The organism is Dictyobacter sp. Z7_2 (genome assembly GCF_057551105.1).
Window position 1 is genome coordinate 57,209 of record NZ_BAAJPE010000001.1, and the last position, 26,793, is coordinate 84,001.

The following is a 26,793-nucleotide window of genomic DNA, read 5'->3' on the forward strand; positions in this document are numbered from 1 at the left end:
AAATGGTCTGAGATAATCGACGCTAAATGGTCCTATACACACGCCCTTTTTTCGTCTAGCATAACCAGGTACAGAAGAATGATTAGCAGGAGGAACTTTCACATGTCAAAAACGTTGTCTTGGACCATCGCTCGCTTGAATGAACAATGTCAACAGTCGGGACATACCTATCACGAATTTTTACGTGTCCCGGCCATGAGTGCAGGAATATATCAGCTGGCTACTGGCTCCGTCGATACACAGCTACCACATACGGAAGATGAGTTATATTATGTTGTCCAGGGACGTGCCTCGCTACAGGTTGAGGATGACGATATTTCTGTCACCGCTGGTTCACTTGTCTTCGTAGCCGCAGCAGACGAACATCGTTTTCACAGTATTAGTGAAGACCTTCATATCCTCGTCTTCTTCGCTCCAGCCGAATACACGCATCGTCCTCAATCATGAAGACCATAGCTCCGATAGAGAAAAGAGTAATAAAATACAGCTCAATTGCCTGCTTCTTCATATGCAAGCGTTCTAATAAACCAGAATAGATAATCATAAATTCGAAAAGACCTCTTCTGCTTACCTTACTCTGCCCGATCGGGCAGAGTAAGGTAAGCAGACACGTAACAAAGCGCGTTCCCTCACCCATGTGTTCTCTTATCTGGCAGCAGAGTCAATCTGAGAACAAACTGCAGCCAGCACGTTAACATCTTTGAGCGAGCTTGCCCATGAAGCAACGAAGCGGTGGTGTCGGGGGTCCAGGCGCCAGTTCCGATGAAATGTAAACCCTTTCGCCACAAGGCTTTCAACGAGAGTATCGGGCAGAGCGGCAAAGACTTCGTTCCCCTCGACTGGATGCATGATCTTCACATCGGGGCATCTTTCCAGTACTTTCGCCAACGCTTTCGCCACACAACAGGCAAAGAATGTCCACACCCGCTTTCCACGACATTTCGGCTGGACTAGCCCCGTAGAGATGAGTGCATTGGCAAACCTTGCCCCGTCCAGATGAACCTTGAGTTGGAAAGATCGAGCGATACCTGTAAGCGTTGCAAGTTCCTCTATGCTGTACGCGTCCCTGCCTCTATCAGTTGAGTTAAGCGGAGAACAGAAGGTTGAACCGCATGAACAACACCGAAGCGTGCATCTTCCAGGTACTTCTGCAGGACGTTGGCATTGATTCTTCCATGCTCACCTGATAAGCCGATCTGACGTGCTCCAGCCGTGAACATCTCAGGCTCCCCACATTCATCTGTTTCGATATGAGCGTCCCAATGGCATAGCACCGCTCCGTGCAGAGCTGTATTTGCCCTGCTGCGTCAAAAGTTACTTTACACACTCTAAAGTGTTCATCTGCTTCTTACCTTCTGCATTTCTGTCACTTGCGACTTTTGTTCGCGACTCCATTGTGGCTCTTATCTGCATTGGTCGTAGCTCGTCAGAAACATTTTGCTGCATGAGGAAGGAAGACGTAATCACCTTCGCATCAAAACGTTCCATCTTCTACTCATTACAGCGCCTGCAAATAGGTAAGAGTGGCTCGAATACCCTGCGCAACAATGTCTGGTGGAGGTGTTTGCAACGGGTTATTTTCCAGACGAAGCTTTATGAGCCTGGTGAGGTGACCAATTTCAGCAGGCAGAGCCCTAAGCTGATTGTGGTCTAGCCCAAGCCATCGCAACCCGGTAAGATTGCCAACTTCAGCAGGCAGGGAGCTAAGCTGATTGTTGCTTAGCTCAAGCCCTTGGAGAGAGGTGAGGTGGCCAATTTCAGTAGGCAGAGCCCTGAGTTGGTTATTGACCAGGTTAAGCCCCTGGAGAGAAGTGAGGTGGCCAATTTCAGCAGGCAAAGCATTAAGCTGGTTGGTATCTAACTCAATATATTGCAGAGAAGAGAGATAACCGATTTCGGCTGGCAGGGAACTGAGCTGGTTGTTTGCCAGATAAAGATGTTGGAGCATGGAGAGGTAGCCAATTTCGGCTGGTAGGGAACTGAGTCGGTTGGTGATCAGGTCAAGGCCCTGGAGAGAGGTGAGGTGGCCAATTTCGGCTGGTAGGGAACTGAGTCGGTTATTATCCACGATAAGATCTTGGAGAGAGGTGAGATTGCCGATTTCGGCTGGTAGGGAACTGAGTTGATTGTTAGGCAGGTAAAGCTCTCGCAGAGAAGAGAGATTGCCGATTTCGGCTAGTAGGGAGTTGAGTTGATTGGTCGCCACGTTAAGCCGTTGTAGAGAAGAGAGATTGCCGATTTCGGCTGGTAGGGAGCTGAGTTGATTGTTAGGCAGATAAAGCACTTGGAGAGAGGTGAGGTGGCCAATTTCGGCTGGTAGGGAACTGAGTCGGTTGTCTGACAGGTAAAGCCCTCGCAGAGAGGAAAATTGCCATACTTCCCAAGGAATATGGGTGAACCCTAATTGACAGAGATGTAGCTCAATCAGTAGCCCTTGTTCGTCGTATGCTGTACGCGGACCCAGAGGCTCGTGGGATCTACACTCTCTATCAAGGTCCCAATTCCTCAGATGTCGTTGAAGCTGTTTCACCAGCTCTTGATCGCTTGCCATCGTTGCTCCTTTGTGCCTTTATTTTTGTGTTTTCTCTTATTTTAGAGCATCGATCTCCTTGTGTCCACTAGGAAAAATATCTCGCAGAAACGAACATCAAAATACATAGAGAAGGGCATGCGATACCTTGCATATAAACCCAATAAATTGTGCATCCCTTATAGGAGATATTTAGTTAAGAAAAGACAGGTAAGCGGAAGTCCCCGGAAGTGACTTGATTCACCCAGTCTTGAAGTTGATGCCCCTCACGTTGACGAACAATCCGCCCAAATGATTGGGCAAGGGTATGCAAGTCACTCAGTTCCTGGCTAGCGGGGCATAGGGATCAAAGATACTTTGACGTTTGCGCCGAGGTTGGCTTATGGTCTGCTCTTCTCGTTTTTGCCAGCGCTGCACAGCCCGAACTCCTATCCCAAGTCGTTGAGCAATCTCTCTCTCTGGACTTGTCCCGAACTTGCGTCCTCGTTTGAACGAAAAATCATCAATTCCCAAAACGGTCACAATCTCGGGGACCGGCGTTGGGAGTGCCATCATACATCGAAGAATGGTCATCCATGAGGTAACAATTCCCAAGCGAGCCGCAAGCCGAGCTCCCAGGCTTCCTGATGAGGACAAACCAATGGCTTGCACCGCAGCAATGAAACGACGTGTCATTTGCGCCCAGGGAGCAAACAAAATCTGGTATGCGCTCCGTGAAGATTTTTCGCTGTCAATGAGGATTGTAGCAAAAAACTTATGGACGATGAGTTGGAGGTAAACGGCTTGCCCTCTACAAGGAACATCTTTGAGATATCGTCGATAGTGACTATGCACCAATGGCCGCATGATAAGCCGGATGTTGATAAAGAGTAGATGATAGTGTGTCCATGCTACGTTTAAAGTAAGGGAAAAACCTTGAAATCTTCTGGCGTAAGTAACCAAACTGTGGATGAGCAATAAAATGGTGCAAAACCCATATAAGTGAAACACATATCGAGGAGGAGACAAAGGAGCTTGTACTATATAAACTAATAATGACTTTATCATACATAGAAGGAGAAGAAGAATGTCAGAAGTTTCCAACATTTTGTCAATTTCCGCTTCCAAATCTCTTCCTGGATCTACACTACTTTTGCTCCATCCAATGATAGAGCCTTGACTTTCCAACGCTGCCAAATGCATTTCTAAGCGTTGTTGTAAGTCTTCATCTTCAAAAGCATACGCATAAAAAATTTTTAGAGGTTTCTGCGGTTTCACAAATATAATATCTCCTCTTCTTTACTAGTGAGACCGGTATGACTAAAGCCGCGATAGATTAGGGGTTGTTGTAGTAGCCATTGGTTCCACTCCTCGATACTCTATTTTAGTCACTCTATGTGTTCTTATGACTCTCATCTGCTCATAATTCTGGTAGCGATCTAATGGCTGCTCATCACTGTATTTGAGGTTTCAGCACAAAACAGGCCATTGTCTCTATTGTGAGCGGAGAGGCGATGCAACCCAACAAGTATGAGGGTCAGCCTGTGATTCTTATAGTTTCAATCCTCACCGTCTCCGGAGAGGCGATACAACTCCAGTACGGGAGCGGCGTTATCACTAATCATAGTGTTTCAATCCTCATCGCCTCTCTGGAGGTGATGCAACGGCGGCAGGATACAAGAGCTTGCCACCTGGTTCTATTGTAGTAGATGCTCGAATCTCCTTCCAGTGACTCGTATTCCCATCATATTTCTCTGATAGATATCTTCTCTCCATGCTCACCATTAGTATTGAAGTCGCTTGGCAAGCACATATCTTTGAATGAGCTTCTTCTGCGCAAACCTTGTGCTCAGTGGTCAGCGCTCCTCATTCGCGCTTTGTGTCTCAGCAACATCTGGGTGGACGCCTTATGAGCGACGTTCACACGCGTTTCCTGGAAAAACCGCTCCCCATCAGGTATACTCTTTCTCAAACGTGTCAATTGCGTACCTCATCCAGAGATCGGCTGGGAGGCCTGATCGTAACTGCTCATGCAGCCAATCCATCAGCAATGTGTCCAACCTGCCAGCAATCATCAACACATATACATAGCTACTACACACGTTCACCGCAAGATTTGCCAATGAGCGGGCAAGACGTTCAACTCATATTACACATTCGTCGCTTTCGCGGCTGGAATTCATACTGTCAGCGGTAAACGTTTGTTGAACGGGTACCAGAAGTCGTTGCCTGCTCGGCGCGGCGGACGACCCGCCTGAAAGATACATTCATACTTTTTACTCATAACCTGAGTGGACAAGCAGGTTCACGCCTGCTGAGTCAGATAGGCATGACCGTGAGTGGCGATACCCTGCTCCGTCTGGCGAAGAAGGATGATATGACCATGATCACTGCTCCGCAGATCTTAGGGGTGGATGATTTTGCCTTCCGACGAGGGCGCACGTATGGTACCATCCTTGTCGATTTACAGACCCATCGTCCCATTGACCTCCTTCCAGTTCGTGGGTTACTCCCGTCATTGAGCCAAAATGTCGATCATTCGGTTTAATTTAGTCGAGGATTGGTCGAATTTACCATCGGGTCGAGCAGCACGTGGTAGTAAGCGCGACGAGTTGATAGATTTTAAGGTAAAGAGTGAACAATCGGTGCGAAGAGTGAACAGCAAAACCATTCTCTAGTGAAGAGTCCGCTTTACATCTCAGGTATCAGGAGGATAAAGTGTAAATAGTTTGCTTACGAGGCTGCCAACTCATACGAGGGCGGAAGGGTTCGTTATGAGAAAGCGAGCTCTTGCTTAGGCGGGAGGAATGTCGCAAACGCAAGAGCCGTTCCCTGCGTTTCCCGTCGAACAACCTAGCAATAAGCATTGCAGGTTGGGCCAAGGCAGCGACGCATGATCGAAACGAGTCATCATCATCCTTTGAGATCGACAACCGTTTAGCGATGAGGGGAAACCACTCGCCAGCGCAGTGGGCAGTGTTGGCGAGCAGTTTGTTGAGGTGTCAAAACCACCGTTTCCATTGGGATAAGGCGTAGTTTACGTCGCGCTACTAGTTTCTCCCTATTCTGAGTCATAGCGCAAGAGCGCGCGAAACTGCATGGCTTGCTCTAAAGGAACAGAGGGAACATAGGTGCCTGCTTCATAATTAACCGCTCCTCCTGGCTCCACCTGTTCCAAAACGAGCCCTGTTCCTTCGAGAAGCCACCGCAGATCTTGAGGTGAGTAGCAGCGGAGCGATTGTGTCACTTGTTCGCCCGGGCGTTCAGCGTGCCACCAGTGGTCAAGCATGCGACAGCCATCAGCATCAAAGTCGTACTGACGAACAAATGTTGAGGTAGACATCTGACGACCAGAGACCGTGGCCCAATACCACGGTGTATTGATGTCTATCAGTACTATTCCTGATGGGGCGAGCCAGCGGGCAATTCGTTGGAGGAGCGTGCGTTGTTGCGCATCTGTTCCGACCCCAAATCCATCCCAGTAACAAACGACATCAAATGTCTCTGCCAGGGGAACCGTATAAAAGCTGCCTTCAATGATCCGCAACGTTCCTGGGGCCGCTTGAGTGACCAATGTTCGGGCATGAGTTGCCGTTCGTGCCACCAGTTCAATAGCCGTGACCTCATGCCCAAGTTTTGCAGTGGCCAGGGCACTTTGTCCCCCTCCAGCTCCTAGCTCCAAAACCCGTCCCGTCTGTCCAGCGAGGGCTGCGGTGACAATCTGAGCGCGTTTGTGATCTACTGGCCCTGGGAGACCTGTGTAGCATCCTGACCATTCATCTTGCCTGGCATAGAAGCCTTCAACCCACTCCATTCGGGTAAGCACCTTTCATTCATTGTGATAGTACTGTTGAGATATTGTACCACAAATAGTTCTCGTTTTTGGACGCAGGATACAAGCTGAACGTTTCATCTCGGACGTTTTGTGGATTATCGGTATCGCAATGGATATATTCATCAGGTTCTTTTTCCATAATGATGGGAGTGGGGCTATTGTCCAGAAAGATATTCGTGGGACGGTAGAAAAACATGGGACATACACCGGGCCGGGTTTGTATCGAAGGTGTCTCTTGTCTCACACTATTGGATATTGCTTAGGTACATGGCACATAACAACTTTGATACTGTCGATTCTCAGCTAGACGATATGGTAGCAACGGAAACACAAAAATGAGGAGGCTTTTGACTGCCTCCCCCTTTACCTATTTCCCATTTTACGCCACCTTCAGCCTCCATTAGCTTGTAGACTTCCTCTAAGGTCATACCAATACCTTCTGATATATCCTTTCCCTCCTTCCCTCTTCCCCTCCAATCCTCCTACTCTCTTTATACCCATGAAGCCCACCAGAACCGGAAATATTTTTCTCACAACCCACATCTGAAAAAAGAAAACTGCACACATCACATCTTGCTTCCCCTATAAAACACAACATGAACATAGTTGATGTTATTTTAATTGCTCACAACTCCTATTATTTGCCCCCCTGCTCAGCACTCGGTTGTACATGAATAGAAGAACCTGAGCACATCACGACAGAACCAGCTGTTACTCAATTGTAATATCAGCTAGCGAAGTATTCTCGGTGTATCAAGTGATGCTTTTCATCACTGATACACGAGCAACATTTCCTTGTGTTACCACGTACAGTAACGTCTTGCGATCGATTGATCCAGTTCAGGTGAACCAGGTCCTCATGGATCTTTTCATCCGTGTGCGCGCTGAGAAGCGAGCGAAGGAAGAGCAAATGCATGTGATCTTAGATGGGAAAACGTTACGGGGAACGCAACGGCATCTGGCCGAAAATTAAAAAGCCCTGTCTGGCACCAGTAAAACTTTCAAATAGTTCACGTAAAATGTGCTGTAAAAGAGTGGCCTCAGGATTACTATCCATCTCAAAAGGCTATTCAAGGCGCAACATTTTGTTTGGACATCCCCAGAGCAGGCACAATTGTGTAGACAAGACATAACGAAAGACAAAACATCGCTTAAAAAGATATTGATGTGACAAAGATGACATATATACGTTTAATAATATATCAATCAAGATACTTCCCAGAACCTGTCACGAAGAAAGGAAAGTGAGCATGGACCCTATTGCCACAGCAATTATAACAGCGATCTCATCGGGTGCTATGGAAGGTATTGCGGAAACTGGTAAATCGGCTCTAAGCGACGCCTATGGACGATTGAAACAACTTCTGATCAAGAAATTCGGGCACGATAGTGACGTCGTGCAAGCAGTTTCCAATATAGAGGCGAAACCAGCATCAGAGGCGCGCAAAGCGGCTCTCGTCGAAGAGATCGCCGCTGCTCAGGCCGCTCAAGATCCAGATCTACTTCATGCAGCTCAAGCGGTGCTCTTAGTAATCCCAACATCTTCTCAGACGTATCAACAAGCGACGGGGAATTATATCGCTCAAGCTGATCGAGGGAGTAACGCATCAGTTACCATTGAGGGACCTCCCTTGTCTCCAAAGCCCTGACAGAGGCATTAGGAAAGAGAAGAATGTCAGAAGAACAAAAGATCCGACAGGAGACCTATGGCAGCTATATTGCTCAGGCCGCAAGCGGGGGCACTGCGACGATTCAGGTGTACACGACTCCTCCTCGACCCGTTGATCAGAACCGGCAACGATTTCTGACGCGTTTGCGCACCCGATATCGTGATCTCCTTGCACAATCACTCTATGGTGTCATACGTTTAAGGCTGAATTTTGTGGAGCATTCCGAAGCCGTGACTCCTCCTGTGCAACTCCTCCATCAAACAGGCCAACAACAGGCGCATACCATCCCAGTAGGGACCACCCTCACGCAGATCTATTTCGAAGTTGGGCAGGAGTTATTGATTTTGGGAGCTCCAGGTTCAGGCAAATCAACACTTTTGCTGGAATTGGCCGCCGACCTGACTGCTCAAGCTGAAAAGGATGCAAGCCTGTTACTTCCTGTTATTATCCCTCTCTCCTCGTGGCGAAGCCGCCACCTCCCTCTCGAACACTGGCTATCCGAACAAGTCGCGTTACTCTATGACATCCCCCGACGCCTGGCAGAGCTATGGATGCACGAAGAATGCTTGCTTCCTCTTCTGGATGGCCTGGATGAGATTGCAGAGGAGGAACGTGCTGATTGTCTGGCAGCCATCAATACCTATCACCACGCTCATCTGCATCCCTTGATTGTCGCCAGCCGCCAGGCTGAATATAAAGTGGCAGCACAAAAGAGCAGGCTGGCGCTACATAACGCAGTGCTTGTTCAACCCCTCAATAACGAGCAGATTGATGCAGTCCTGAATCTGGCAGGCAAGCCAACACTAGCGCTGCGCACCCTCATGGAGAACAATCCAGCACTGCGAGACATCACCACGACGCCACTGTTACTGAGTATTCTCCTACTCACCAATCAGGAGCGAACCACCAGCGAGTTGCGTGCTCTGACAGACGAGGACGAGCAGAAGCAGCAGCTCTTTGCCAGCTATGTTGACAGTATGATCACCCGTAAGAAAACACTCACACACATATCGCCCGGACAAATGCGTGAGAGCCTGCAATGGCTCGCCCGGCAGATGCGTCAGCGCTATCAAACGATCTTCTATTTGGAACATCTCCAGCCAAGCTGGCTACCACCTGGGGCGCGACGAGCCTATCACTGGTGGGCAGTCCGCGTGCCAACGATGTTGCTGGGCATGATGGTGCATTTCGCTATCATGCTTTTTTTCCTGGGAGACGGAGTCAATTTGCCGTTCACGCTCGAAAATATGATACTCGGTGGCTTGATCGGCTGGCTGCTCACACAACAAGCAGCGAGCGGTGATGGTTCTTCCAAGCAGATAACAAAGCACCCGTGGTTCTGGCTACGCCGTGCCGGCCATGGTCTATATGCCAGTCTGCTGGTGGGTCTTGGCTTCACCTTTTGCATTGCAGTGGAGGCTCTATCTCCCCCGGTATTGCTTGCGTTGTGGCTATTCCTGTGGTCATTGGCACCCTTCTCCTCAGTTCGCTGGATCTCACGCCTCGCGCCGGGTCATTATCCATTTTCCATCTGTTCGATACACACCTCTCGTTTCCGTTACGTGTCTATCACATCATTGATATACGACGTATCCGGCCCATCATCGTGATCACGAGCATAAGTAGCGGATTGAGCAATGGGCTCATCCTTCCATTTCTCTTTCAATGGTCGAGCCAGAATCTCCTTAAGGGAGCAACGAACGGACTGGCAACTGCATTGCTATTTGGTCTTAGTGTGGGGGTAAGTAGCGTCTTACTGAATCTTCTTCAAGGCGTTTATGCACAGGGTATCGTACTTATTGAACGGCTACACTGGACCTGGTGGAGTTTTTGGAAAGGTTTGGTTGCGCCTGGACACCTGGGAAAGACAGTTCTGGTAGGGGGTGGTCTTGGGCTCTTGCTGGGTGTAGCAGATGCTTTGATTTCCATGCTGTTTAATTGGTCCAGTGAAGACATTCACATGATCTTACCTGATTGCATTGCCACAGGGATAAGCATCGCCTTAACTGCAATGCTAAGTATAGGGCTGTTATATTGGATGTTCACGGGACTGGTGCGTGGAGTCTTACCCAAGCAGATCGAGGATGAAAAACGCCGCCACCCTAATCAAGGCATCAGGCGCTCACTATCTAACAGCCTTATCGTGGGTGCCATTAGCGGTGTCATGCTCGCTTTGGCTGGTTTACTTAGCTTTTTCTTGTGCAGTATATTGACTATCGTACTCTCTCATGGAGAAGGTTTTAATCCCATATTACTCGATATGCGCGAGGAACTCACGCGAATGCCACTCTACGGTATAGGTTTTGCTCTCGTTGGTGCTCTTTTTATTGCTGCTTTGCGTGGTGGATTGGCGGTCTTGGGTCATTTTGTAATTCGCTGGCAGTTGGTTCATACACACAAATTGCCTCGACGCTCACAACGGTTTCTAGAGGAAGCGACAGCGCGTATCCTCTTGCGACGAGTTGGTGGAGGGTATAGCTTTCCTCATCGTCTCTTGCTCGATTACCTCGCTGACTTGGAAACACCTACCGGGGATTGAATGCAAACGGGTTGGGTTTGGCTCGCTCAAGAAGCGAGCTCAGCAGCCTTCTACGTTCGTCAGGCAGCATTTGTGAACACGACCGTGATCAACCAACAAGCAACGATACTCCCCTTACGCTTCGCAATTCAAGCCGAATGGAGGGAGCACCAACGGAGTATCAAGATGATCATCACGCTATCCTCATTCCTGTGTTTGAAAAAATGAAAAAGAGGAGTTCGCTGCTCGGGAGGAACGCTTCGACTCCTTCAACTTTGTGCATTCTCAGAGCCAGACCGAGGGTGCCCATTTGACGAATATTCAAACTTGCCTCATAATCAGTGGCTGAGAAGGGAAGCTAGCTCTGTAGGAAACCAAAGGAAAATGAAGAGGTGCGCGTTCTCACAACAACAAAGCTGGCTCCGCACCAAGACCAACGATGCCGCATCATCCACACATAGAGCTCGGATTTTTTCTCCATACAAACAAAGGAGGGTTTTTGCATGATTTACACGAGCCACATCCCATCTCCTCCGCTCAACGCTTATATTGATGACCTCTATTACCTGGATGGCCCTGCACCCCATTCCCGTTTGAAAACGCTCCCGGTACCCTCATTGCACTTGATGGTGAACTTCGGCCAGGCTTTCTCCGTGTCTATGTCAGATCAAGCGCAACCCTTTGCAACCTGCACACAGAGCTGGTGGGTAGGAATGTTTAGCACCTATCACATCGTCGCTTGGCCGTCTTCCGTCCAATTTTTCGGCATCCATTTTAAACCGGGGGGAGCCGCGCCATTCTTGCACATTCCTCTTTCTGAATTACACAATCAGGTGGTAGCGCTGGATGACCTTTGGGGACACTTTGCCGCCGAACTACGGGAACAACTCCACGACGCGCCGACTATTCAGGCAGCGTTTGCCCGCTTCGAGCAGCGTTTGCTTGCGCGCCTCTCCTGGTCGTCGCAGCATTTGGAGCTGGCGCAGTATGCTCTTGGGGAGATCACCCGCCATCATGGCACGTTGTCGATTCGCCAACTCAGTGAGCAACTCGGGATCAGCCAGAACCATCTGAACAATCAATTCAAACGGCTCGTTGGCATCTCTCCGAAGGAGTTCGCGCGGCTTTCGCGATTTTTCTCTGTCCTGCGCTCTATTGACCCAACGCAACCGGTTGACTGGACACTCAGCGCGCACCAGGCCGGCTTCTATGACCAATCTCACCTCAACAAGGACTTTGTGACCTTCACTGGCTACAACCCGACCGACTACTTGCAGTTGCGCCGCCTGATCTCGGCTCAAAACCTCCACCAGGCCCAGTCTCTTGGCCAGCTGCCAATTGATTGAATTTTTACAAGCAGAGGAACCACGCCTTTTGATAGGATAGATCTATCGTTTCCAGTACCGCCATGCGAGCCGCGAGGGCAGGGAAATTGGCACCTGTTCGTTTATTGAAACAATATCGTGGCAGAAGTACATGCGAAAAGAGATGGAGTAACTACATATGTCCGAGAAACATCTATCATCACAAGCTTCCCCTTTTTCTGGGTATGCTCCAGGGCCCCTGGTTGTCTGTACCACCAATCCGCGCTATTTTAGCATTGCCTCTGGCTCGCCTGATGTGCAGAAGGCAGTCTACCTGACCGGCTCGCATATCTGGAATAACTTCCACGATGGGCTTGGTCCCGGCCCGACCGGCTTTCAGGTAGCAGAACAGAACGATTACGGTGCGTACCTCACGTTTCTCAAGGCTCATGGGCACAACTTTATCCGGCTATGGCGCTGGGAACACTTTCAGTCTCAGTCAGTCGGAGCCGGGTTCCATCTGTGTATGACGCCTCAGCCCTGGCAAAGAACCGGTCCGGGGCAAGCAAAAGATGGCCAGCCGAAGTTCGACCTCTCCCGCTTCAACGATGCGTATTTCGCCCGGCTGCGTGAGCGTGTAGTTGCTGCGGGCAAAGCAGGTATCTATGTTGCAGTTATGTTCTTCGATGGCTGGGGGCTTCATCTCAGCCCGCCACCCGACAATGTCGAGGGCCATCCTTTCCACGCGGCCAATAACATGAACGGGATCTCGATCACCTCTATCGTTGATTACCAGGTGCTTCCGCTCGATCCAGGTGTCCAGGAGTTGCAGGAGGCATATATGCGCAAGGTCGTGGACATGGTAGCGGACCTTCCGAATGTCCTCTATGAGGTAGCCAATGAATCGTCGGGGGGTGGGCCTGTCGATCAGAGTTTCGCAGACGTCCTGGGATTATCCGGTCCGATTGAGTGGGGCGACTCCACCGCCTGGCAATACTGGGTGATGGATTTTGTCAGGCGCTACGAGCAGCAGAAGGGATATGAGAGGCATCTTATTGGGATGACGATGCAGGTTCCTGTCCCGAATCAAGCAACCGTCAATGAGACGTTGTGGAACAGCTCGGCTGACTGGATTTCGCCTGGCTACGAGGATGAGATGTTCAATGGCCAATGGGTGACGAATCCACCCGAAAATCAGGGCAAGAAAGTGGTGCTCAGTGATACCGACCACTACGCCCCTGGTGGAGGTGACGCATTGTGGGCCTGGAAAACGTTCCTGCGCGGCCATCATCCAATTCTGATGGACTACGGGATCATTGATGTCGTTCATCCGCTTGATCCAAAGCTTGGCGTTCCCTCCTACGAGTCGCTGGAACCCGCGCGCTACGCGATGGGGGATACGTTGCGCTTTGCCGCGCGCATGCGTTTGATCTCGATGGAGCCGCGCTCTGACCTCAGCTCAACCAGCTACGCCCTCGCCAATCCAGGCAAAGAATATCTGGTGCTCCAGCCCAACGAAGGAGTCTCTCCTTTCATCGTGAAGTTGGAGTCGGGCACCTACACGGTCGAGTGGTTGAGCATAAGCCTCCGTCAGACAGAATCTGATGGTGAGAAGATCGTCGAGAGATCGGGAGCCATCACCTTCACTCCAAAGGCCACCATGACTGGTCCATGCGTGCTCTATCTCAAGCGAGGGGAAGGCTGAGCAGTTCTGGCGAGATGTTTCGCTCGCCCCATGGAAAGGTGAATCGAGAAAAGAGGAGGTCAAATGTCTACATCAGTGCTCTTCCCTTGACGGCTACATCGCCGGCCCCAACGACAAAGTGGGCAACCCCAGCGGCGACGGCTTCATGCGGCTGCATGAGTGGTTCCCCACTCCAGGCGGGGAGTTCTTCCGACCGTCCAGGGAGGCCGGACAATTGAGAGACGAAATAAACGCGACTGGCGCAGTCCTCATAGGTCGGCGGCTTGCGGAGCAGATCGAACACTGGAGAGGGGACCATCACGGCATCCCCATCTTCGTGGTCAGTCACCGGCCGCCTGGTCCCTCGGTGGCCAACAGGAGAGACATACCCATTACCGATATGCTGATCTGTTTCTCATCTCCTGAAGTCGCTTGGTGTACGCCAAACTGGCATAGTGGACACCACGATAAGCATAAAAATTTGGTCTTTAAAATCCCGCTCGATTACCATAACATGATGAATATCATTCATTGCAGTCACCATGCTCATCTGATCGCGAAGGGCAATATCATAGAAGTAAAATTTTAGAAATAAAAAGTCTTTATCCTCTCACTAACACGCTCATATTTGATTTGTTCGAACAAGTCTCGTTCTACTTACCGTAGTGTACTTCAGCTCGTTATATAGTATTAGAAAGGAACATTCAATGTTTATTAGTCATCTTCTTGAGGGTATTATTTTACTCCTTCCAACCGCATTTTGGCTCTGGATGTTGATTGATTGTAGATGGAATAAGTTTCTGGGAGGAAACGAGAAAATTCTCTGGTTTCTTCTGATCCTCTTTACCCATATTTGGGGTGCCATTGCCTACTTCTTCATCGTACGATCTAAGAAAAATAAACAATTCCAACAGCCTCGTGTTGACAATCCCGAACACTTCCAACAAACCTCTCGCTAGACCCTTTTAAGAAGATCCAAGGCATTTAGCAGATTTTTATGCTCCATTCGAGAAAACTTACAGGGAGGGAAGCACCGCAAGCAGGAACTGTACCTACCTTTTATCTTCTTGTTGCCTCTTATGCCTGATATGATTTCGCTTTTACTTCTCGTAATGGTACCTCTCCTTGGCACAGGGAAAGCCAGTAATGAGCAAGTCTTTCCGGCGAAATCACCCCCTCGTTCTCTAGCCACCAGATGATCAGTGCCAGACGGGCTCCGGCATAAAATTGGGCAATGACAGGCAAGGGAATAGTAAAACGGCGTCCATGGGACTGAGCGTTCGCCAGCCTTACCTCGATATCCTCTGCTGTCTGGCGCCGTAGCAGTGTGGAGAGTAATAGATCCTCTTTGTCTATCAGCAAGTGCCTGTAGTAATGGCGATCTGAGGAAATCTCTTCGAGAAACTGGGCGATCTCCTGTTCCCGTTCCTCTACACTCCTGACCCGGCGTCGTTTTCGTTGAGCGGTTTCTTGATCATACGTGAGGCCATAGGACAACAACTCATATTTACTTTCAAAATGCTTATAAAAGGTCGTTCGATTGATTGTGGCCTCTTCACAGATATCTGTGACACTGACCTGCTCGAAGGAGCGCTCCTCTAAGAGCGTACGAAGCGCTTCCCAAAGGCATTTCTGGGTTCGTTTGACGCGCGGGTCTTCCGCATTGAAGGATGAGTTTCTCAACATTGTTGGCTCCTCTGTTGCTTAAGCAACAGCCTGAATGCGATTGTGACTTGACGGTCTGGCTCAGAGCTTTTACTCTTGAAAAGAGACACCTGTATGACTAGTATAACATGTGTTTCTTTATGAGTGTTGGCTGCTTCCTGTTGAGAAAAGGTATCCATTTTGATAGGAAGCAGTTGGAATGGTGTGAATGCTCCTGTTGTGAATTCGGTTTGAAAAGCCGTCTTTGGAAGCAAGAAGATAAGCACGAGTTGACGTCGGCAATCGTATGTTAACATAAACAATCGAGGAAATCGATGGCTGAAAGAGAGAACAATCATGCATATGTATCTCGCTATGGAAAGAGAATTGGTCGTAGCCCATCAACAGCAAGGGAAATGGCAGATTGAAGTGCATCTTGTTGGGATGCACCCTACCTGCGTCTCTGTTGATCCCTTGCGACCGGAGCGCGTCTACTGTGGGACATTGAGGCAAGGCTTATGGCGAAGTAGCAATGCAGGCCGTAGCTGGGAAGCGGTAGGAGAGGACAGCATGAGGTCATGGAATGGGGAAGGGATTACCCATCCAGAGCTGATTGCGGTTGCTGTGAGCCTTACAGAGCGTGCAGGGGACTATGGCATAGTATATGCTGGTACATCGCCAACAGCATTGTATCGCTCCGAAGATGGAGGCAATACCTGGCGAGAACTGAAAGAACTGCTTAAGCTTCCTTCTGCCTCAACCTGGGCTTTGCCAGATCGGCCCTCCAGAAGCCGCGTACGCGTGATTACACTTGATCCAGGTATCGCCGGGCGCCTTTTCGTGGCAATCGAGGCTGGTGCCTTGGTCAGAAGTCAGGATGGCGGAATACACTGGGACGATCGTCAACCCGATGGACCACGCGATACGCATACGCTGCTGATGCATCCTCGGGTTCCTCATCGCCTGTACTCGGCAGCAGGTGATGGCTTTATATATCAAGGAAGAGGCTACAATGAGAGCTATGATGGCGGCCAGACATGGCAGCATCCCACCGGAGGATTAGAGCACCACTACCTGTGGGGGGCCGCTGTTGATCCAGTTGATCCCGATACTATTCTTGTCTCAGCGGCGCAGAGTCCTGATCTGGCACACTCCTTAGACGGAAATGTCCAGTCGTTTATCTATCGCAAGACCTCTGGTCAGCCGTGGCACAAGGTAACGCAAGGGCTACCAGGCGCACAGGGAACGCTCGCGTATACTCTGGCCAGCAACGGCGAAGAGCCAGGCGTCTTCTATGCCCTGAGCAACAAAGGTTGCTACCGCTCGGCTGACGCAGGCGAAAGTTGGGAGTCGCTCCTGCTCCCCTGGAAGTCAGATTATATGCACCAGCAGCAGCAAGCGCTGGTAATGAGCAACGTATAAGTCGTCATCATCGTCGGTTGCTTCAGACTCATAGAGATGTTCTGGATAATGGTAAAATACCAAGGAAAATGGCTCCTCCGCTGGCTCGGTTCGTAGTGGAAAGTTCTCCACCGTGGGCCTGAAAGATCTGCTGCGCGATGCTCAGACCAAGACCTGCTCCTCCTGTTTGCCGATTGCGCGATGCCTCCCCACGATGTAACGGCTTAAATATATGTGGAAGATCCTGAGGAGCAATGCCAGGCCCTGTATCGGCTACGGTGAACTGCAAATGTTCTTTGCACCAGGTCCAGGTAAACGCAATAGAACCATCGCGCTGAGTATAACGAATCGCATTATCCAGCAGATTCTCCAAAGCTCGCGTGATCAGTCGCCGATCTATCACCATTGTGTCTACTCCTGGCGAGCCCTCGCACCTTGCCGCCAACGTGAGCCCCGAGCTTTTTGCAATTGGGCTCATGTCTTCCACTATTTTTTGCAACAATGCATCCATATCTACGTGTTCGCGTTGTGGTTGCAATTCTAGCAATTCCAGCCGGATATAGGTAAAGAGGTCAGTAATCAGATGCTCAAGATCATCAGCCTTCTCCCGACAGATCCGCAGATAATGAACAACCATTTCAGGCGTATCAGCAACACCAGTTTCGATCCCTTCCAGGTAGCCGCGCAGGGAAAAGAGTGGCGTGCGTAGGTCATGCACCACCGCGCTAATGAAGAAACGCCGTTCCTCTTCCAGTTTCTCCTGACGGGCTAGTGCTTCCTGCAATGCTTTCCCCATCGCATTAAAGGCTGTTATCACTTCGGCCATCTCCATGGTAGAGGAAGATGGCAGCATAAATGAGAGATTTCCCTGCTCAATTTGTCTGCTTGCCTTCCCTATAGCATCCAGGGGCATCAAGATGGATCGGTAGAGAAAGCGCGCTGTCATCGTCACAAGCAGCGCTTGCATGGTAAGCAGGATGACCAGAATCAATCCCGCGATAAGCGACAATCGGGGAACGGGTGGAAGTGGCTGCCCGCCTGTATTGCCAGATCCCGCCGCTACCAACGTGATAATGATCATTCCTACCACAATGAACATCAGCACGGCATACAGTAACCAGACCCTGGCGAACCACCTTCGTATGGGACGTTTCTTCACTGGCTCACTCCTTCAAAGCGATAGCCGACACCGCGCACAGTGATAATGTAACGTGGATCGGCTGGATTTTCCTCTATCTTTTCCCGGATACGCCGAATATGGACGGTAACAGTCTGCCGATCACCAATCTCACCCCAAAAACGCTCAAAGAGTTGCTCACGCGTGAACACCTGGCGAGGATACTCTGCCAACAGACACAGCAGCGCAAACTCTCTCGTCGTAAAGGGCACAGGACATCCATCTAGCAAAACTTCGTGCACCACTGGATCAATCATCAAGCGGCCAAAGTTGTAGACTCTGCTCGACGGCTTTTCCCTCTGGCAGCGCCGAAGGACAGCCTTTACGCGCGCAACAATCTCGCTGGGCGAAGCCGATTTTGCGATATAGTCGTCTCCTTGCAGGCCAAAGCCGCACAATCTCTCTCTATCGCTGTCATATGCACTGAGGAAGAGAATTGGCAGGTCGCTGGTTTCACGAATCTGGCGACAGAGGTCAAAGCCAGAGCGTCCGGGCATCATTACATCGAGGATCATGCACGCCACTGGCATCTCTTGCACCACACTGAGGGCTTTGTTTGCATCTGACGCGACCAGGACTTGAAAACCCTCTGCTTTAAAGAAGTCTCTGAGTAGATAGGCAATGGCGCTATCATCATCCACAATGAGAATCATTGTCGGTTGGTTCATCATACTCTATACGCTCCTTCCATCTCCTTCATTATGCTCCATTTTCGTTTAAGTCGCTAGAAGTACAACGTATGGTTAGCAATTGTTGAGTAACTGTTAATGTGTTGTTCATCGTTTCTTACCATCATCTGTAATGTTCCTCCTGTAAACTGGCAACTATTGTTCTACCAAAGAAGAAAGGACAATAAAACTCAATTTTGTCTACGTCTGAAGGTACCAGTATGAATTTTTTACTTAATCTTATCCTTGATTTTTTGCCCATGACCATCTTGTTTGCTGTGGCTGAGTATGTCTATCATCGAAAGGGAATGAGGGGGAAAAAGTGGTCTATCCTGATGGGAGTTTCTGTTGTAGTGCTGCTACTCGTCGTTCTCTGCAGCTTTTCCGTCGGTGGAACCCTTCTCGGCGTATTGCTGCCTGTTGTCTTTGGGCTCCTTGCTGTCGGCTCCGCCATTTGGTGGCATCCTCCAACTGTCAAAGGAGAGGTTACTGATCGCTGATTACTTCTAACTTCAGAGTCATATTCCTGGTAATATGAACTGAGCATTTCCAACCATGTTGTTTAGAAGCACTTCTCTTTGCTTACTGGGGGTATATGATCTCGTTTATGAATGCCTGGCACCAGGTCTTATCGAGGAAGGGCATACTGCTGAGTGGAGTTATCATCTTGACCCTTTTCAGTATTTTGCTTGGTTACTTTGTCGTGCAACCAGTCCTTGCCCATTTTGATAGCGTTCAAGTTCCCTCTCACTGCAATACTTCTGTATCTCAGTTGCCCAGGTCGCGTGATTATACCCTACCAGGTGCGGGCAGAGGTACGTTGTTGGTTGAGAATATGAGTATGGCGGTGGTAGTAGCAGCCAACTATGGGAAAGCACCGTTCCTGGCTCATGCCTATGTCATTGATAAAACCAGCAAACGAATCATTCAAACATTCGACTTTCAAAATGATATTGTGGATGCCGGTTTCGACGACAACACTTTATATCTCTTCAATGACAAGTTAGGTTACTTTGTCGATACCAAAAGCGGGGCCCGGCTTCACAATATTATTGAAACGGATAACTACCGTGGGCTCTTTGAGTCCAACGGCAACCGATTTGTGCAATCTGATATCACTGTATCTGCTATTACATCTACTTGGCATTTGATTGTACGCCATCACTTTCACATGAGCAGTATCGCTTATGGGTGCTACTTGCCATGAGGATCAAGTTGGGACCTGGGTTACTGTTCAAGGAGCCCACTTAACTCACCAATCTCATCTTGAGGACCTATCGCTACTTAAGCTGCCGTCAGTTCAAAGACGGCAGGACAAAAGCCTGGATTGGAGCAAATTATCAAAGAATATTTGTGCTAATTCAAGCTATGTTGCGTAACAGCTTTTTGATTCTGGCGTAATATGTTGACAAATGCTCGCAGTTCAGGAATGCCAGCATGAAAAGTGGTACGTAACCACCCATCCAGCCCCTCTCCTCGCCGTTCTCGACGCATTCGCATTTCCTCCTTGCGCAAAAAACAGTTCAGCAAGCTGCTCGGTCCCCTGTGTTGTGCGGCGTGCGTATTGTCGGCCACAATCCAAAAAACCTCACTGTTCGCGATTGCGCTTCATCTCATTCTCAATGATCTGCTGAGCTACCAAGCGCACATCCAGGCCAACGATAGTTGGGGGAGGAACCAGGGGATCAAGCACTGCACCAGGGCGCGCGACAAAAGCAGCCTCACATCCAGCTCGTAGGGCTCCCGCAATATCCCAGGCATGAGCCGCAATTAAAAGGAGATCGTTTATACCCACCCCTAGTTGTCTAGCAACCATCTGATAAGGTTCAGGAGCTGGCTTCAGACGATGAACGCTATCGGCCGAAAAAATCTGCTCAAAATAGTTTGTAAGACCTGCGTTGGCAAGCTGTGCTTCAGCAACTTGAGAGGTTGAATTCGTCAAGGTTGTCAGACGAAAACCAGCTGCACGTAACTGTTCGAGGCCAGCAACCACATCTGCATGGGGAGGGAGATGTTGCATACCATCGCGTAACTCCTGACGATCCTCACGCGTAAGCGTAACCTGTTGTCGCTCAGCCAGCATATCGAGAGCAGCAACGCCATTTGTGCCAAAATCTGTATAGACATTTGTGATCGTTGCCACCAGCGAGATCTGGAGCATCTGGGTAAACCACGCCGATCGTAGTGCTGTATTTCCAAAAACGCGTGCAAAGTAGGGATCAAGAGCACGCAAGTCCAAAAGCGTTTCATTCACATCGAACACACAGATCCGTAGCATCGAAATCTCCTTATTTGTCAAGGCATAAAGATTATACTGTTTTTCTTTTCTTCGCTCGCTGTTGTGATAGGACAACTATCTACCTGATTATTTCCACAAAAAAACTAAGTGGATTGTATTTATCGCTCATACGCCTGGCATTTGATCAGCTTTAATGCTAGAAACAAGTACATCTACAGGCCCGTGAGAGCAGCTAGAGAGTGGTGATGCAAGCTGTCACGGTACGTCCCTATGCTGTAGCTATTCTTTCTGAGCTACAAGAGGTGATTCATCCTCTTCAGGATGATGTTTCTAGTATAATGCGTGCAGTGTGCAATATCAATGCAGAACTATTCGGTTTTGACGAAAGATGCACTTTCATTCTTTAGAGATGAACGTTCGTGCATGCCTGAAGGATGGTGTGATTGTGGTCGTAAGTGATCGTAGCCCGCATGCTGGCAGAACGGGTTTCTCAGACATAATAGCCACTTTCTGAGACGTCCAACGTTCGACACAACACGTGAATAACATAGTCCTGACGATGATCCACAATAAACTGATACGTCAGATCTGGTGGCATGAGAAGATGCCGATAGCTTTTTTTAAGATGTCACGCTCCTGCCGAATGACATCGACTTCTCGCTTGAGTTAGCGATTCTCCTCTTCTAATGGAGGAAGATGTCTACTTCCAGGGAATGCTTGTTCTCCTCTTTCGATGAACTGTTTACACCAATTGCTGAGCGTGCTGTCCGCAATGCCCAGGTCCCTGGCAATTGGCGCTTGCGATTTCTGGCTCGATTGGAAGAGCTGCACTGCTTCCAGCTTGAATTCTTTCGTAAACGTGCGTATCATTTTTGCCATGTTCTTGACCCTTCCTCTTGGATTCTTTCTCCAAGCTTCCTCTCTCCATCTTAGCGGGTCAAGTTCAGGTTGCTTAACTACCTTTCCTCGTTCCAGAAGGTGGAAACCAGGAGAGAGCAGGCAATCCAGCTTGCTTCCAACCTTTTCAGACCGCAGCCGACCATGTGGTAGATTTCCTCATGCCTGATCCAAGCGCTCTGTGGCTTCATTGCTCTCCTCTCTGTTTCTGCGGGGTCTTGACATAGAAGTTCTTTTCAGTTATGACGCAACTAGCTATATCTATTTAAATGCCATATTTAACCCTACGTGTATGGTATGACGGGAGAGCTTGTATGAAAAAAGTACTGGTTGTCGAAGATGAAGATATTTTACGTGAAGTGATTGTAGATTATCTCATCGATGAAGGTTTTAGGGTATTAGAGGCCCCCGACGGAGAGGTCGCGCTGGAGTTGTTTGAGTCCAATTCAGTTGACTTAATTATACTCGACATTGTTCTTCCGAAGCTCGACGGCTGGTCAGTTTGTCGGAGAATACGGAAACATTCCAGCATCCCGATAATCATGTTGACCGCGCGTTCAGACGAGGATGATTCGCTGCTGGGATATGAACTTGGGGCAGATGATTATCTGATTAAACCGTACAATCCGCGAATTTTAATCGCCAAAGTGAAACGTTTTCTAAAAATACCCACGAGCTCTATGGATGATGCAATGCTGATTTCTTCATCTGGAATCGTTGTTCATGTAGGATCAAGGCTTGTTTTCGTGGACGGCGAGACGATTTCTACGACCCATACCGAGTTCGAAATTCTTGCGTACTTGATGCAAAACAAGGGACTCGTCATTACGAGAGAACAATTAATTGCTAAAATATGGGGGTATGATTTTTATGGTGACGAAAAGACGATCAACAGCCATATCAGAAACCTGCGTGCTAAGCTAGGCGACAAAGGCAAATATATTGCTACGGTTATCCGTTCTGGATATAAATTCGAACAGGAGCAGCCATGAGAAACAGTATCGTTTTTAAATGGTTTTTGCTGACAGGTTTAACTTTCTCAACGTTGCTTTTATGCATCGGAGTCGCTCAGAATTATCTTTTTGAGAAATACTACCTTGATAAAAAGTCGGATGCGCTTAAAGCATACATGACCAAATATACTCAAACGGAAGCGACAGCAGGAACAGAGGCAGCATCGCGAGACTTTTATAAGAATTACAATGTCTGGATAACAACGCTGGATGAATACGGCAGTATCAATGACGTAGAAAATTACTATCTCGAATTAAAATTGAAAAACGGCCCCTCGGATCATATGAGAATACCATTGTACTCATTTAAAGGGGATTTATGGGATTTTTCTGCTTTGAAAGTGGGTGATGAGGCATTTGTTGATACAGTCAATATCGCCGATGAGCGTATACCGTATTTGGTACAGACTCATGAGCACGGAGTTGGCATTATGAACATCAACATTGCAAACAAGGTGAACGGCCAGAATGCCGACCCGGCTTACCGTCACCTTGCAACAGGCTTGTTACTAGGAACGATCACAAAAACCATCCTTCCAGACAAGGCAGAGAATATTCCGTTTCCTTACAACGACAGCTTTTTTCTAGAACAGGTAAAAGAATTTCAGGTCGACCAGTTGGCTGATAACACCAAACCCCTTCAGCATACGGAAGAAATTAGCGCCACAGAAAATTTAGCGAAATATAAGATCATCATTGAACCGGTTGTTGAACATGGAACAATGAAATATATTTTTGCTATGACCGCCCTTCAGCCGGTCGATGAAGCAATATCGGTCACCAGGCAATTTTATCCTTACTTTTTTGGCTTTGCTGTTCTGTGTATTCTTCTAATGGCATTTCTGTTCTCCATATGGCTGGCGAAACCGCTCATTTACATAAACCGGATCACAGGGAAAATAGCACATATGGATTTTACCGAAAAGCTGCCAGTTCGGTCCAAGGATGAAATCGGGCAGCTATCGCGAAATATCAATTACCTTTCCAGCCAGATGGAGACCTATATTGGACAGCTAAAGCAGGACCTGGATGCTGAGAAAAAACTGGAAACAACACGAAAGGAGTTTATTGCCGGGGTTTCTCATGAGCTCAAAACACCGCTTGCCGTTTTAAAAAGCTGCCTGATTATCCTGAAAGACGGAATTGCATCTGAAAAACGGGACCATTATTTTCAGGCAATCGAGGACGAAATACAGAGGATGGACGCGCTGGTTGTCAATATGCTGGATCTTGCCAAGTTTGCATCCGGCACCTATAAGCCCAAAATAGCGTCTTTTGCAATAGACCAGACGATTGAGGAGGTATGTGCATCACTGGCGGGGCAGATCAAGCAGAAAAATTTAGCTCTCACTCAAAGGTTTTCTCCTCAAATAGTTATTGGGCATAGGGGGCTCATCAGCCGCGTTATCACGAATTTTCTTACGAATGCGATCAGACATACAGAGAATGGACATGCAATTGCCATCGTGGTAAAACGCAAAGGGAACATAGCAGAAATCAGCATAGAAAATCAAGGCAGTCCGATATCAGAGGAAGACAGGAAAAAGATATGGGACCAGTTCTACCTCGTTGAGTCACGGACATCCACATCAAGTACGGGTCTCGGCCTTTCCATCTCCAAAGAAATATTGAAGCTTCACCATGCTGAGTATGGTGTGGAAAATACTGCGGATGGTGTTTGCTTTTTCTTTACACTACCAATTTAGTTTGCAGCCGCAGATAATCGAATAAGCAAAAGCAAAACAGCTGTGAATGATTATGCACAGCTGTTTTTGTAATTTAAAAAACCGCATCTAGACTTTATCTCATCTGCATCTCATCTGCATCTTTCTGCTGTAATATCAGTCTATCGAAGAAAGGAAAGAGGCAGTTATGAAAAAAATAGTACTGTATTTTATGGTAGGCATTTTTCTTCTGGGTATCACAGCCTGCGGAGACCCCGCCCCCAATAGAGACGTTGCGACCCAGTTCAAGCACAGCGTATTCATGGGAGATTCCATTACCGAAGGCTTTACCATCAATGAAATTCTGCCCAAGGAATGTGTCATAGCCGAGGCGGGAGAAACGGCCGGCTTTATGTATGAAAAAATTGGCGCTTTGGTTGAAAGGAAACCGGATCACGTTTTTATTATGCTAGGCTCGGATGACATGCTATGGCCAAAAGGTGACCCCAGGGCACTCTTCGAAAATGATATGACAAAGCTGATTAAAAAGATAAAGGAAGAGCTGCCCAATACGGTAATATACCTTGAATCCATCACGCCTGTCACACAGGAGGCATTAAAAGATGAGCCACGCTATAAAAATATAGATGACTACAACACGCTCTTAAAAAAACTGGCTGATAAGCTGCCGGTTCATTATGTAAACATAGGTGCAGTGGCAAAGAAAAACACAGGTTTATTCGCTGAAGACGGCATCCATTTCAAGAAAGAATTTTATCCGCTGTGGCTGAACGAACTATCAAAATCATTATCGTGGCGGAGGACATATGGTTTTCAGTAGTTTGTTTTTCACATTCGCTTTTTTACCCATCACACTCATGCTGTATTACATGTTGGGAAAGCACTTAAGGAATATTGTTCTGCTTATCGTGAGCCTGTTTTTTTACGCATGGGGAGAGCCCATCTATGTGTTGTTGATGTGCGTTTCCATCATGATCAATTTCTTTATGGGAATTCTTTTGGGGAGAGCTGATACCAGAAGAGGCCGAAAGCTTTTCTTCATCATCAGCCTGGTGTTCAATTTAGGCATGCTGGCTTATTTTAAATATGCCAGCATGCTCATACATACTGTTACATCAATGAGCGGCGTGCAATTGCTTACCGGTGCTCCTGCCCTTCCCTTGGGCATTTCGTTTTACACGTTTCACATTCTGTCTTACGTAATTGACGTCTATAGGGGAAAAATCAGACCGCAGAAAAGCCCGGTTCTCTTCGCCCTTTATATTTCGATGTTCCCACAGCTAGTAGCCGGACCGATTGTGAAGTATGCAGACATCGAATCGCAGTTGACCGACAGGAGCATGACCTTCCGGAAGTTTCATTCCGGGATGGACCGCTTCTTATGCGGCCTGGCGAAAAAAGTACTTCTGGCCAACAATATTGGCCTTCTATGGACAGAAGTAAAAGCCATGCCCGTTACAGAACTTTCCGTGCTCATGGCGTGGGCTGGAATCATTGCCTTTACACTACAGATTTATTTCGATTTCAGCGGGTATTCCGACATGGCTATTGGATTGGGGAAAATGCTCGGTTTCCGTTTCAAGGAAAACTTCCGGTACCCGTATATTTCGCAAAGTGTCACGGAGTTCTGGCACAGGTGGCATATCTCCCTCGGATCCTGGTTCAGGGACTACGTCTATATTCCTCTCGGTGGGAACCGCACCGGTACACGAAAAATGATAGTGAACCTGTTCATCATATGGTTTCTTACAGGACTTTGGCATGGGGCGAGCTGGAATTTTGTCGTATGGGGGCTTTATTTCGGGGCTTTGATATTCATAGAAAAACTGTTTTTAGAGAAACATCTGAAAAGATGGCCGAAAGCTGTCCGACATATCTATTTGCTGCTATCTGTGGTGATCGGATGGGTGTTTTTTGACTTTACCAACCTGACGAACGCGCTGAACTTTCTGCACACTATGTTCGGGTGGGGCGATACTGCGTTAATCAATCCCCAAACAATCGCAAAGCTTGAAGCTTATTCCATCCTATTTCTTATCTCTATCATCGCCGCCTCGCCCTGGCCAAAAAAACTAGCACTCTCCTTGAGGAGCAATTTTCACCGTGCCATTTATAAGCTAGCCTTGGCCATTTATTATTGCGTGCTTCTGTTTTTTTCAACGGCGTATATGGTCGGTTCGACCTTTAACCCGTTTATATATTTCCGATTTTAGTCCGGAGGTCGATATGCGAGTTCAGATCAAAAAACTTTCTGTTTTAAGCGATATTGTGTGTATTCTACCGATTTTATTTATGTTTACCATATTAATAGTGCATCTGGCCTTGCCGGAAAAAACTTTTTCCAAGGAGGAACGACGCTATCTGGAACAATGGCCCACATTTCATATCGAGAGGTTGCTTGATGGCAGCTATGAAACAAAAATGGAGTCATATTTTTCAGATCAGTTCCCGTTTCGGAGCTTTTGGGTTCATGTTCAGAAAGCATCGACTCAGATTATACCCTGATTTCTGAGGTTGCCAAAGGCTTTTTCTGCAAAGCATTACACATT

29 protein-coding genes are annotated in these 26,793 nt (G+C 48.2%); 17 read left to right on the top strand and 12 right to left on the bottom strand.

The window, feature by feature from the left end; all coding sequences use genetic code 11:
• The first annotated feature begins 102 nt into the window (after positions 1 to 102).
• Complete coding sequence (locus tag AC27N8_RS00310) at positions 103 to 447, top strand: cupin domain-containing protein (RefSeq protein ID WP_487062800.1); 345 nt, start codon at positions 103 to 105, stop codon at positions 445 to 447.
• Positions 448 to 645: 198 nt separating this feature from the next.
• On the opposite strand, the gene AC27N8_RS00315 is transcribed toward AC27N8_RS00310, so the two are convergent.
• The 4 genes from AC27N8_RS00315 to AC27N8_RS00330 form a co-directional block, all read right to left on the bottom strand.
• Entirely contained in the window at positions 646 to 924 is a 279-nt protein-coding gene (locus tag AC27N8_RS00315; protein ID WP_487062802.1) for a hypothetical protein, read from the bottom strand.
• A gap of 125 nt (positions 925 to 1,049) precedes the next feature.
• A complete protein-coding gene (locus AC27N8_RS00320) occupies positions 1,050 to 1,220 on the bottom strand; it encodes a hypothetical protein (RefSeq protein ID WP_487062804.1) in 171 nt (56 codons plus the stop codon).
• Positions 1,221 to 1,498: 278 nt separating this feature from the next.
• Positions 1,499 to 2,551, bottom strand: coding sequence for a leucine-rich repeat domain-containing protein (locus AC27N8_RS00325; RefSeq protein WP_487062806.1), 1,053 nt, complete (start codon positions 2,549 to 2,551; stop codon positions 1,499 to 1,501).
• A 297-nt stretch (positions 2,552 to 2,848) separates the two neighbouring features.
• A complete protein-coding gene (locus AC27N8_RS00330) occupies positions 2,849 to 3,787 on the bottom strand; it encodes a hypothetical protein (RefSeq protein WP_487062808.1) in 939 nt (312 codons plus the stop codon).
• A gap of 236 nt (positions 3,788 to 4,023) precedes the next feature.
• Between AC27N8_RS00330 and AC27N8_RS00335 the strand changes: the two genes are divergently transcribed.
• The 3 genes from AC27N8_RS00335 (at position 4,024) to AC27N8_RS00345 (ending at position 5,057) form a co-directional block, all read left to right on the top strand.
• Entirely contained in the window at positions 4,024 to 4,215 is a 192-nt protein-coding gene (locus AC27N8_RS00335; RefSeq protein WP_487062810.1) for a hypothetical protein, read from the top strand.
• Between the two features lie 203 nt (positions 4,216 to 4,418).
• Positions 4,419 to 4,706: a transposase family protein gene (locus AC27N8_RS00340; protein WP_487062812.1), complete on the top strand. Its 288-nt coding sequence runs from the start codon at positions 4,419 to 4,421 to the stop codon at positions 4,704 to 4,706.
• A gap of 138 nt (positions 4,707 to 4,844) precedes the next feature.
• Positions 4,845 to 5,057 carry a hypothetical protein gene (locus AC27N8_RS00345; RefSeq protein WP_487062814.1) on the top strand — a complete coding sequence of 71 codons (213 nt, stop codon included), beginning with the start codon at positions 4,845 to 4,847 and terminating at the stop codon, positions 5,055 to 5,057.
• Positions 5,058 to 5,570: 513 nt separating this feature from the next.
• Here the strand turns inward: AC27N8_RS00345 and AC27N8_RS00350 are convergent.
• Positions 5,571 to 6,323 (bottom strand): class I SAM-dependent methyltransferase, encoded by a 753-nt coding sequence (locus AC27N8_RS00350; protein WP_487062816.1) that lies wholly within the window; start codon positions 6,321 to 6,323, stop codon positions 5,571 to 5,573.
• Positions 6,324 to 7,594: 1,271 nt separating this feature from the next.
• On the opposite strand from AC27N8_RS00350, the gene AC27N8_RS00355 reads away from it, so the two are divergent.
• From AC27N8_RS00355 to AC27N8_RS00375, 5 genes are all read left to right on the top strand, one after another.
• A complete protein-coding gene (locus AC27N8_RS00355) occupies positions 7,595 to 7,993 on the top strand; it encodes a hypothetical protein (RefSeq protein WP_487062818.1) in 399 nt (132 codons plus the stop codon).
• A 23-nt stretch (positions 7,994 to 8,016) separates the two neighbouring features.
• Positions 8,017 to 9,624 carry an NACHT domain-containing protein gene (locus tag AC27N8_RS00360; RefSeq protein WP_487062820.1) on the top strand — a complete coding sequence of 536 codons (1,608 nt, stop codon included), beginning with the start codon at positions 8,017 to 8,019 and terminating at the stop codon, positions 9,622 to 9,624.
• 20 nt (positions 9,625 to 9,644) lie between these two features.
• A complete protein-coding gene (locus AC27N8_RS00365; protein ID WP_487062822.1) occupies positions 9,645 to 10,553 on the top strand; it encodes a hypothetical protein in 909 nt (302 codons plus the stop codon).
• 482 nt (positions 10,554 to 11,035) lie between these two features.
• Positions 11,036 to 11,878 (top strand): DUF6597 domain-containing transcriptional factor, encoded by an 843-nt coding sequence (locus AC27N8_RS00370; RefSeq protein ID WP_487062824.1) that lies wholly within the window; start codon positions 11,036 to 11,038, stop codon positions 11,876 to 11,878.
• A gap of 157 nt (positions 11,879 to 12,035) precedes the next feature.
• A complete protein-coding gene (locus AC27N8_RS00375) occupies positions 12,036 to 13,541 on the top strand; it encodes a hypothetical protein (protein WP_487062826.1) in 1,506 nt (501 codons plus the stop codon).
• A gap of 67 nt (positions 13,542 to 13,608) precedes the next feature.
• Here the strand turns inward: AC27N8_RS00375 and AC27N8_RS00380 are convergent, their stop codons facing one another.
• Positions 13,609 to 13,869 (bottom strand): hypothetical protein, encoded by a 261-nt coding sequence (locus AC27N8_RS00380; RefSeq protein WP_487062828.1) that lies wholly within the window; start codon positions 13,867 to 13,869, stop codon positions 13,609 to 13,611.
• 358 nt (positions 13,870 to 14,227) lie between these two features.
• On the opposite strand from AC27N8_RS00380, the gene AC27N8_RS00385 reads away from it, so the two are divergent.
• Positions 14,228 to 14,479 (top strand): PLDc N-terminal domain-containing protein, encoded by a 252-nt coding sequence (locus AC27N8_RS00385; protein ID WP_487062830.1) that lies wholly within the window; start codon positions 14,228 to 14,230, stop codon positions 14,477 to 14,479.
• Between the two features lie 118 nt (positions 14,480 to 14,597).
• Here the strand turns inward: AC27N8_RS00385 and AC27N8_RS00390 are convergent, their stop codons facing one another.
• Positions 14,598 to 15,206 (bottom strand): TetR/AcrR family transcriptional regulator, encoded by a 609-nt coding sequence (locus tag AC27N8_RS00390; RefSeq protein WP_487062832.1) that lies wholly within the window; start codon positions 15,204 to 15,206, stop codon positions 14,598 to 14,600.
• Positions 15,207 to 15,521: 315 nt separating this feature from the next.
• Here AC27N8_RS00390 and AC27N8_RS00395 point away from each other — a divergent pair, with 315 nt between their 5' ends.
• Positions 15,522 to 16,586: a WD40/YVTN/BNR-like repeat-containing protein gene (locus AC27N8_RS00395; protein ID WP_487062834.1), complete on the top strand. Its 1,065-nt coding sequence runs from the start codon at positions 15,522 to 15,524 to the stop codon at positions 16,584 to 16,586.
• Positions 16,587 to 16,614: 28 nt separating this feature from the next.
• Here the strand turns inward: AC27N8_RS00395 and AC27N8_RS00400 are convergent, their stop codons facing one another.
• Both AC27N8_RS00400 and AC27N8_RS00405 read right to left on the bottom strand, forming a co-directional pair.
• Positions 16,615 to 17,724, bottom strand: coding sequence for a sensor histidine kinase (locus AC27N8_RS00400; RefSeq protein WP_487062836.1), 1,110 nt, complete (start codon positions 17,722 to 17,724; stop codon positions 16,615 to 16,617).
• Positions 17,721 to 18,413, bottom strand: coding sequence for a response regulator transcription factor (locus AC27N8_RS00405; RefSeq protein ID WP_487062838.1), 693 nt, complete (start codon positions 18,411 to 18,413; stop codon positions 17,721 to 17,723). The genes AC27N8_RS00400 and AC27N8_RS00405 overlap by 4 nt, the downstream gene beginning before the upstream one ends.
• Before the next feature lie 218 nt (positions 18,414 to 18,631).
• On the opposite strand from AC27N8_RS00405, the gene AC27N8_RS00410 reads away from it, so the two are divergent.
• On the top strand, positions 18,632 to 18,910 hold the full coding sequence (locus AC27N8_RS00410) for a hypothetical protein (protein ID WP_487062840.1): 279 nt from the start codon (positions 18,632 to 18,634) through the stop codon (positions 18,908 to 18,910).
• 167 nt (positions 18,911 to 19,077) lie between these two features.
• The gene (locus AC27N8_RS00415) at positions 19,078 to 19,617 is read left to right on the top strand and encodes a hypothetical protein (protein WP_487062842.1); all 540 of its coding nucleotides are present in this window, start codon (positions 19,078 to 19,080) and stop codon (positions 19,615 to 19,617) included.
• Positions 19,618 to 19,766: 149 nt separating this feature from the next.
• Here AC27N8_RS00415 and AC27N8_RS00420 read toward each other — a convergent pair whose 3' ends face one another.
• The 3 genes from AC27N8_RS00420 to AC27N8_RS00430 all read right to left on the bottom strand — a co-directional run bounded on the left by AC27N8_RS00420 (position 19,767) and on the right by AC27N8_RS00430 (position 21,528).
• On the bottom strand, positions 19,767 to 19,904 hold the full coding sequence (locus AC27N8_RS00420; protein WP_487062844.1) for a hypothetical protein: 138 nt from the start codon (positions 19,902 to 19,904) through the stop codon (positions 19,767 to 19,769).
• Between the two features lie 94 nt (positions 19,905 to 19,998).
• A complete protein-coding gene (locus AC27N8_RS00425; protein WP_487062846.1) occupies positions 19,999 to 20,688 on the bottom strand; it encodes a haloacid dehalogenase type II in 690 nt (229 codons plus the stop codon).
• Positions 20,689 to 21,315: 627 nt separating this feature from the next.
• A complete protein-coding gene (locus AC27N8_RS00430; protein ID WP_487062848.1) occupies positions 21,316 to 21,528 on the bottom strand; it encodes a transposase in 213 nt (70 codons plus the stop codon).
• Positions 21,529 to 21,860: 332 nt separating this feature from the next.
• Here AC27N8_RS00430 and AC27N8_RS00435 point away from each other — a divergent pair, with 332 nt between their 5' ends.
• The 4 genes from AC27N8_RS00435 to AC27N8_RS00450 all read left to right on the top strand — a co-directional run bounded on the left by AC27N8_RS00435 (position 21,861) and on the right by AC27N8_RS00450 (position 26,457).
• On the top strand, positions 21,861 to 22,538 hold the full coding sequence (locus AC27N8_RS00435) for a response regulator transcription factor (protein WP_487062850.1): 678 nt from the start codon (positions 21,861 to 21,863) through the stop codon (positions 22,536 to 22,538).
• Complete coding sequence (locus tag AC27N8_RS00440; protein WP_487062852.1) at positions 22,535 to 24,265, top strand: HAMP domain-containing sensor histidine kinase; 1,731 nt, start codon at positions 22,535 to 22,537, stop codon at positions 24,263 to 24,265. Before AC27N8_RS00435 ends, AC27N8_RS00440 begins: the two co-directional genes overlap by 4 nt.
• Before the next feature lie 166 nt (positions 24,266 to 24,431).
• A complete protein-coding gene (locus AC27N8_RS00445) occupies positions 24,432 to 25,064 on the top strand; it encodes a GDSL-type esterase/lipase family protein (RefSeq protein ID WP_487062854.1) in 633 nt (210 codons plus the stop codon).
• Positions 25,051 to 26,457 (top strand): MBOAT family O-acyltransferase, encoded by a 1,407-nt coding sequence (locus AC27N8_RS00450; protein ID WP_487062856.1) that lies wholly within the window; start codon positions 25,051 to 25,053, stop codon positions 26,455 to 26,457. The genes AC27N8_RS00445 and AC27N8_RS00450 overlap by 14 nt, the downstream gene beginning before the upstream one ends.
• Positions 26,458 to 26,793: the final 336 nt, after the last annotated feature.

What these genes read in the sequence shown, in the direction of transcription:
- AC27N8_RS00310 (WP_487062800.1), top strand. Translation starts at nt 103, where the DNA reads ATGTCAAAAACGTTGTCTTGGACCATCGCTCGCTTGAATGAACAATGT.
- AC27N8_RS00320 (WP_487062804.1), bottom strand. Translation starts at nt 1,220, where the DNA reads ATGTTCACGGCTGGAGCACGTCAGATCGGCTTATCAGGTGAGCATGGA.
- AC27N8_RS00325 (WP_487062806.1), bottom strand. Translation starts at nt 2,551, where the DNA reads ATGGCAAGCGATCAAGAGCTGGTGAAACAGCTTCAACGACATCTGAGG.
- AC27N8_RS00335 (WP_487062810.1), top strand. Translation starts at nt 4,024, where the DNA reads ATGCAACCCAACAAGTATGAGGGTCAGCCTGTGATTCTTATAGTTTCA.
- AC27N8_RS00340 (WP_487062812.1), top strand. Translation starts at nt 4,419, where the DNA reads ATGAGCGACGTTCACACGCGTTTCCTGGAAAAACCGCTCCCCATCAGG.
- AC27N8_RS00350 (WP_487062816.1), bottom strand. Translation starts at nt 6,323, where the DNA reads ATGGAGTGGGTTGAAGGCTTCTATGCCAGGCAAGATGAATGGTCAGGA.
- AC27N8_RS00355 (WP_487062818.1), top strand. Translation starts at nt 7,595, where the DNA reads ATGGACCCTATTGCCACAGCAATTATAACAGCGATCTCATCGGGTGCT.
- AC27N8_RS00360 (WP_487062820.1), top strand. Translation starts at nt 8,017, where the DNA reads ATGTCAGAAGAACAAAAGATCCGACAGGAGACCTATGGCAGCTATATT.
- AC27N8_RS00370 (WP_487062824.1), top strand. Translation starts at nt 11,036, where the DNA reads ATGATTTACACGAGCCACATCCCATCTCCTCCGCTCAACGCTTATATT.
- AC27N8_RS00375 (WP_487062826.1), top strand. Translation starts at nt 12,036, where the DNA reads ATGTCCGAGAAACATCTATCATCACAAGCTTCCCCTTTTTCTGGGTAT.
- AC27N8_RS00385 (WP_487062830.1), top strand. Translation starts at nt 14,228, where the DNA reads ATGTTTATTAGTCATCTTCTTGAGGGTATTATTTTACTCCTTCCAACC.
- AC27N8_RS00390 (WP_487062832.1), bottom strand. Translation starts at nt 15,206, where the DNA reads ATGTTGAGAAACTCATCCTTCAATGCGGAAGACCCGCGCGTCAAACGA.
- AC27N8_RS00395 (WP_487062834.1), top strand. Translation starts at nt 15,522, where the DNA reads ATGCATATGTATCTCGCTATGGAAAGAGAATTGGTCGTAGCCCATCAA.
- AC27N8_RS00405 (WP_487062838.1), bottom strand. Translation starts at nt 18,413, where the DNA reads ATGATGAACCAACCGACAATGATTCTCATTGTGGATGATGATAGCGCC.
- AC27N8_RS00410 (WP_487062840.1), top strand. Translation starts at nt 18,632, where the DNA reads ATGAATTTTTTACTTAATCTTATCCTTGATTTTTTGCCCATGACCATC.
- AC27N8_RS00420 (WP_487062844.1), bottom strand. Translation starts at nt 19,904, where the DNA reads ATGCGTCGAGAACGGCGAGGAGAGGGGCTGGATGGGTGGTTACGTACC.
- AC27N8_RS00425 (WP_487062846.1), bottom strand. Translation starts at nt 20,688, where the DNA reads ATGCTACGGATCTGTGTGTTCGATGTGAATGAAACGCTTTTGGACTTG.
- AC27N8_RS00430 (WP_487062848.1), bottom strand. Translation starts at nt 21,528, where the DNA reads ATGGCAAAAATGATACGCACGTTTACGAAAGAATTCAAGCTGGAAGCA.
- AC27N8_RS00435 (WP_487062850.1), top strand. Translation starts at nt 21,861, where the DNA reads ATGAAAAAAGTACTGGTTGTCGAAGATGAAGATATTTTACGTGAAGTG.
- AC27N8_RS00440 (WP_487062852.1), top strand. Translation starts at nt 22,535, where the DNA reads ATGAGAAACAGTATCGTTTTTAAATGGTTTTTGCTGACAGGTTTAACT.
- AC27N8_RS00445 (WP_487062854.1), top strand. Translation starts at nt 24,432, where the DNA reads ATGAAAAAAATAGTACTGTATTTTATGGTAGGCATTTTTCTTCTGGGT.
- AC27N8_RS00450 (WP_487062856.1), top strand. Translation starts at nt 25,051, where the DNA reads ATGGTTTTCAGTAGTTTGTTTTTCACATTCGCTTTTTTACCCATCACA.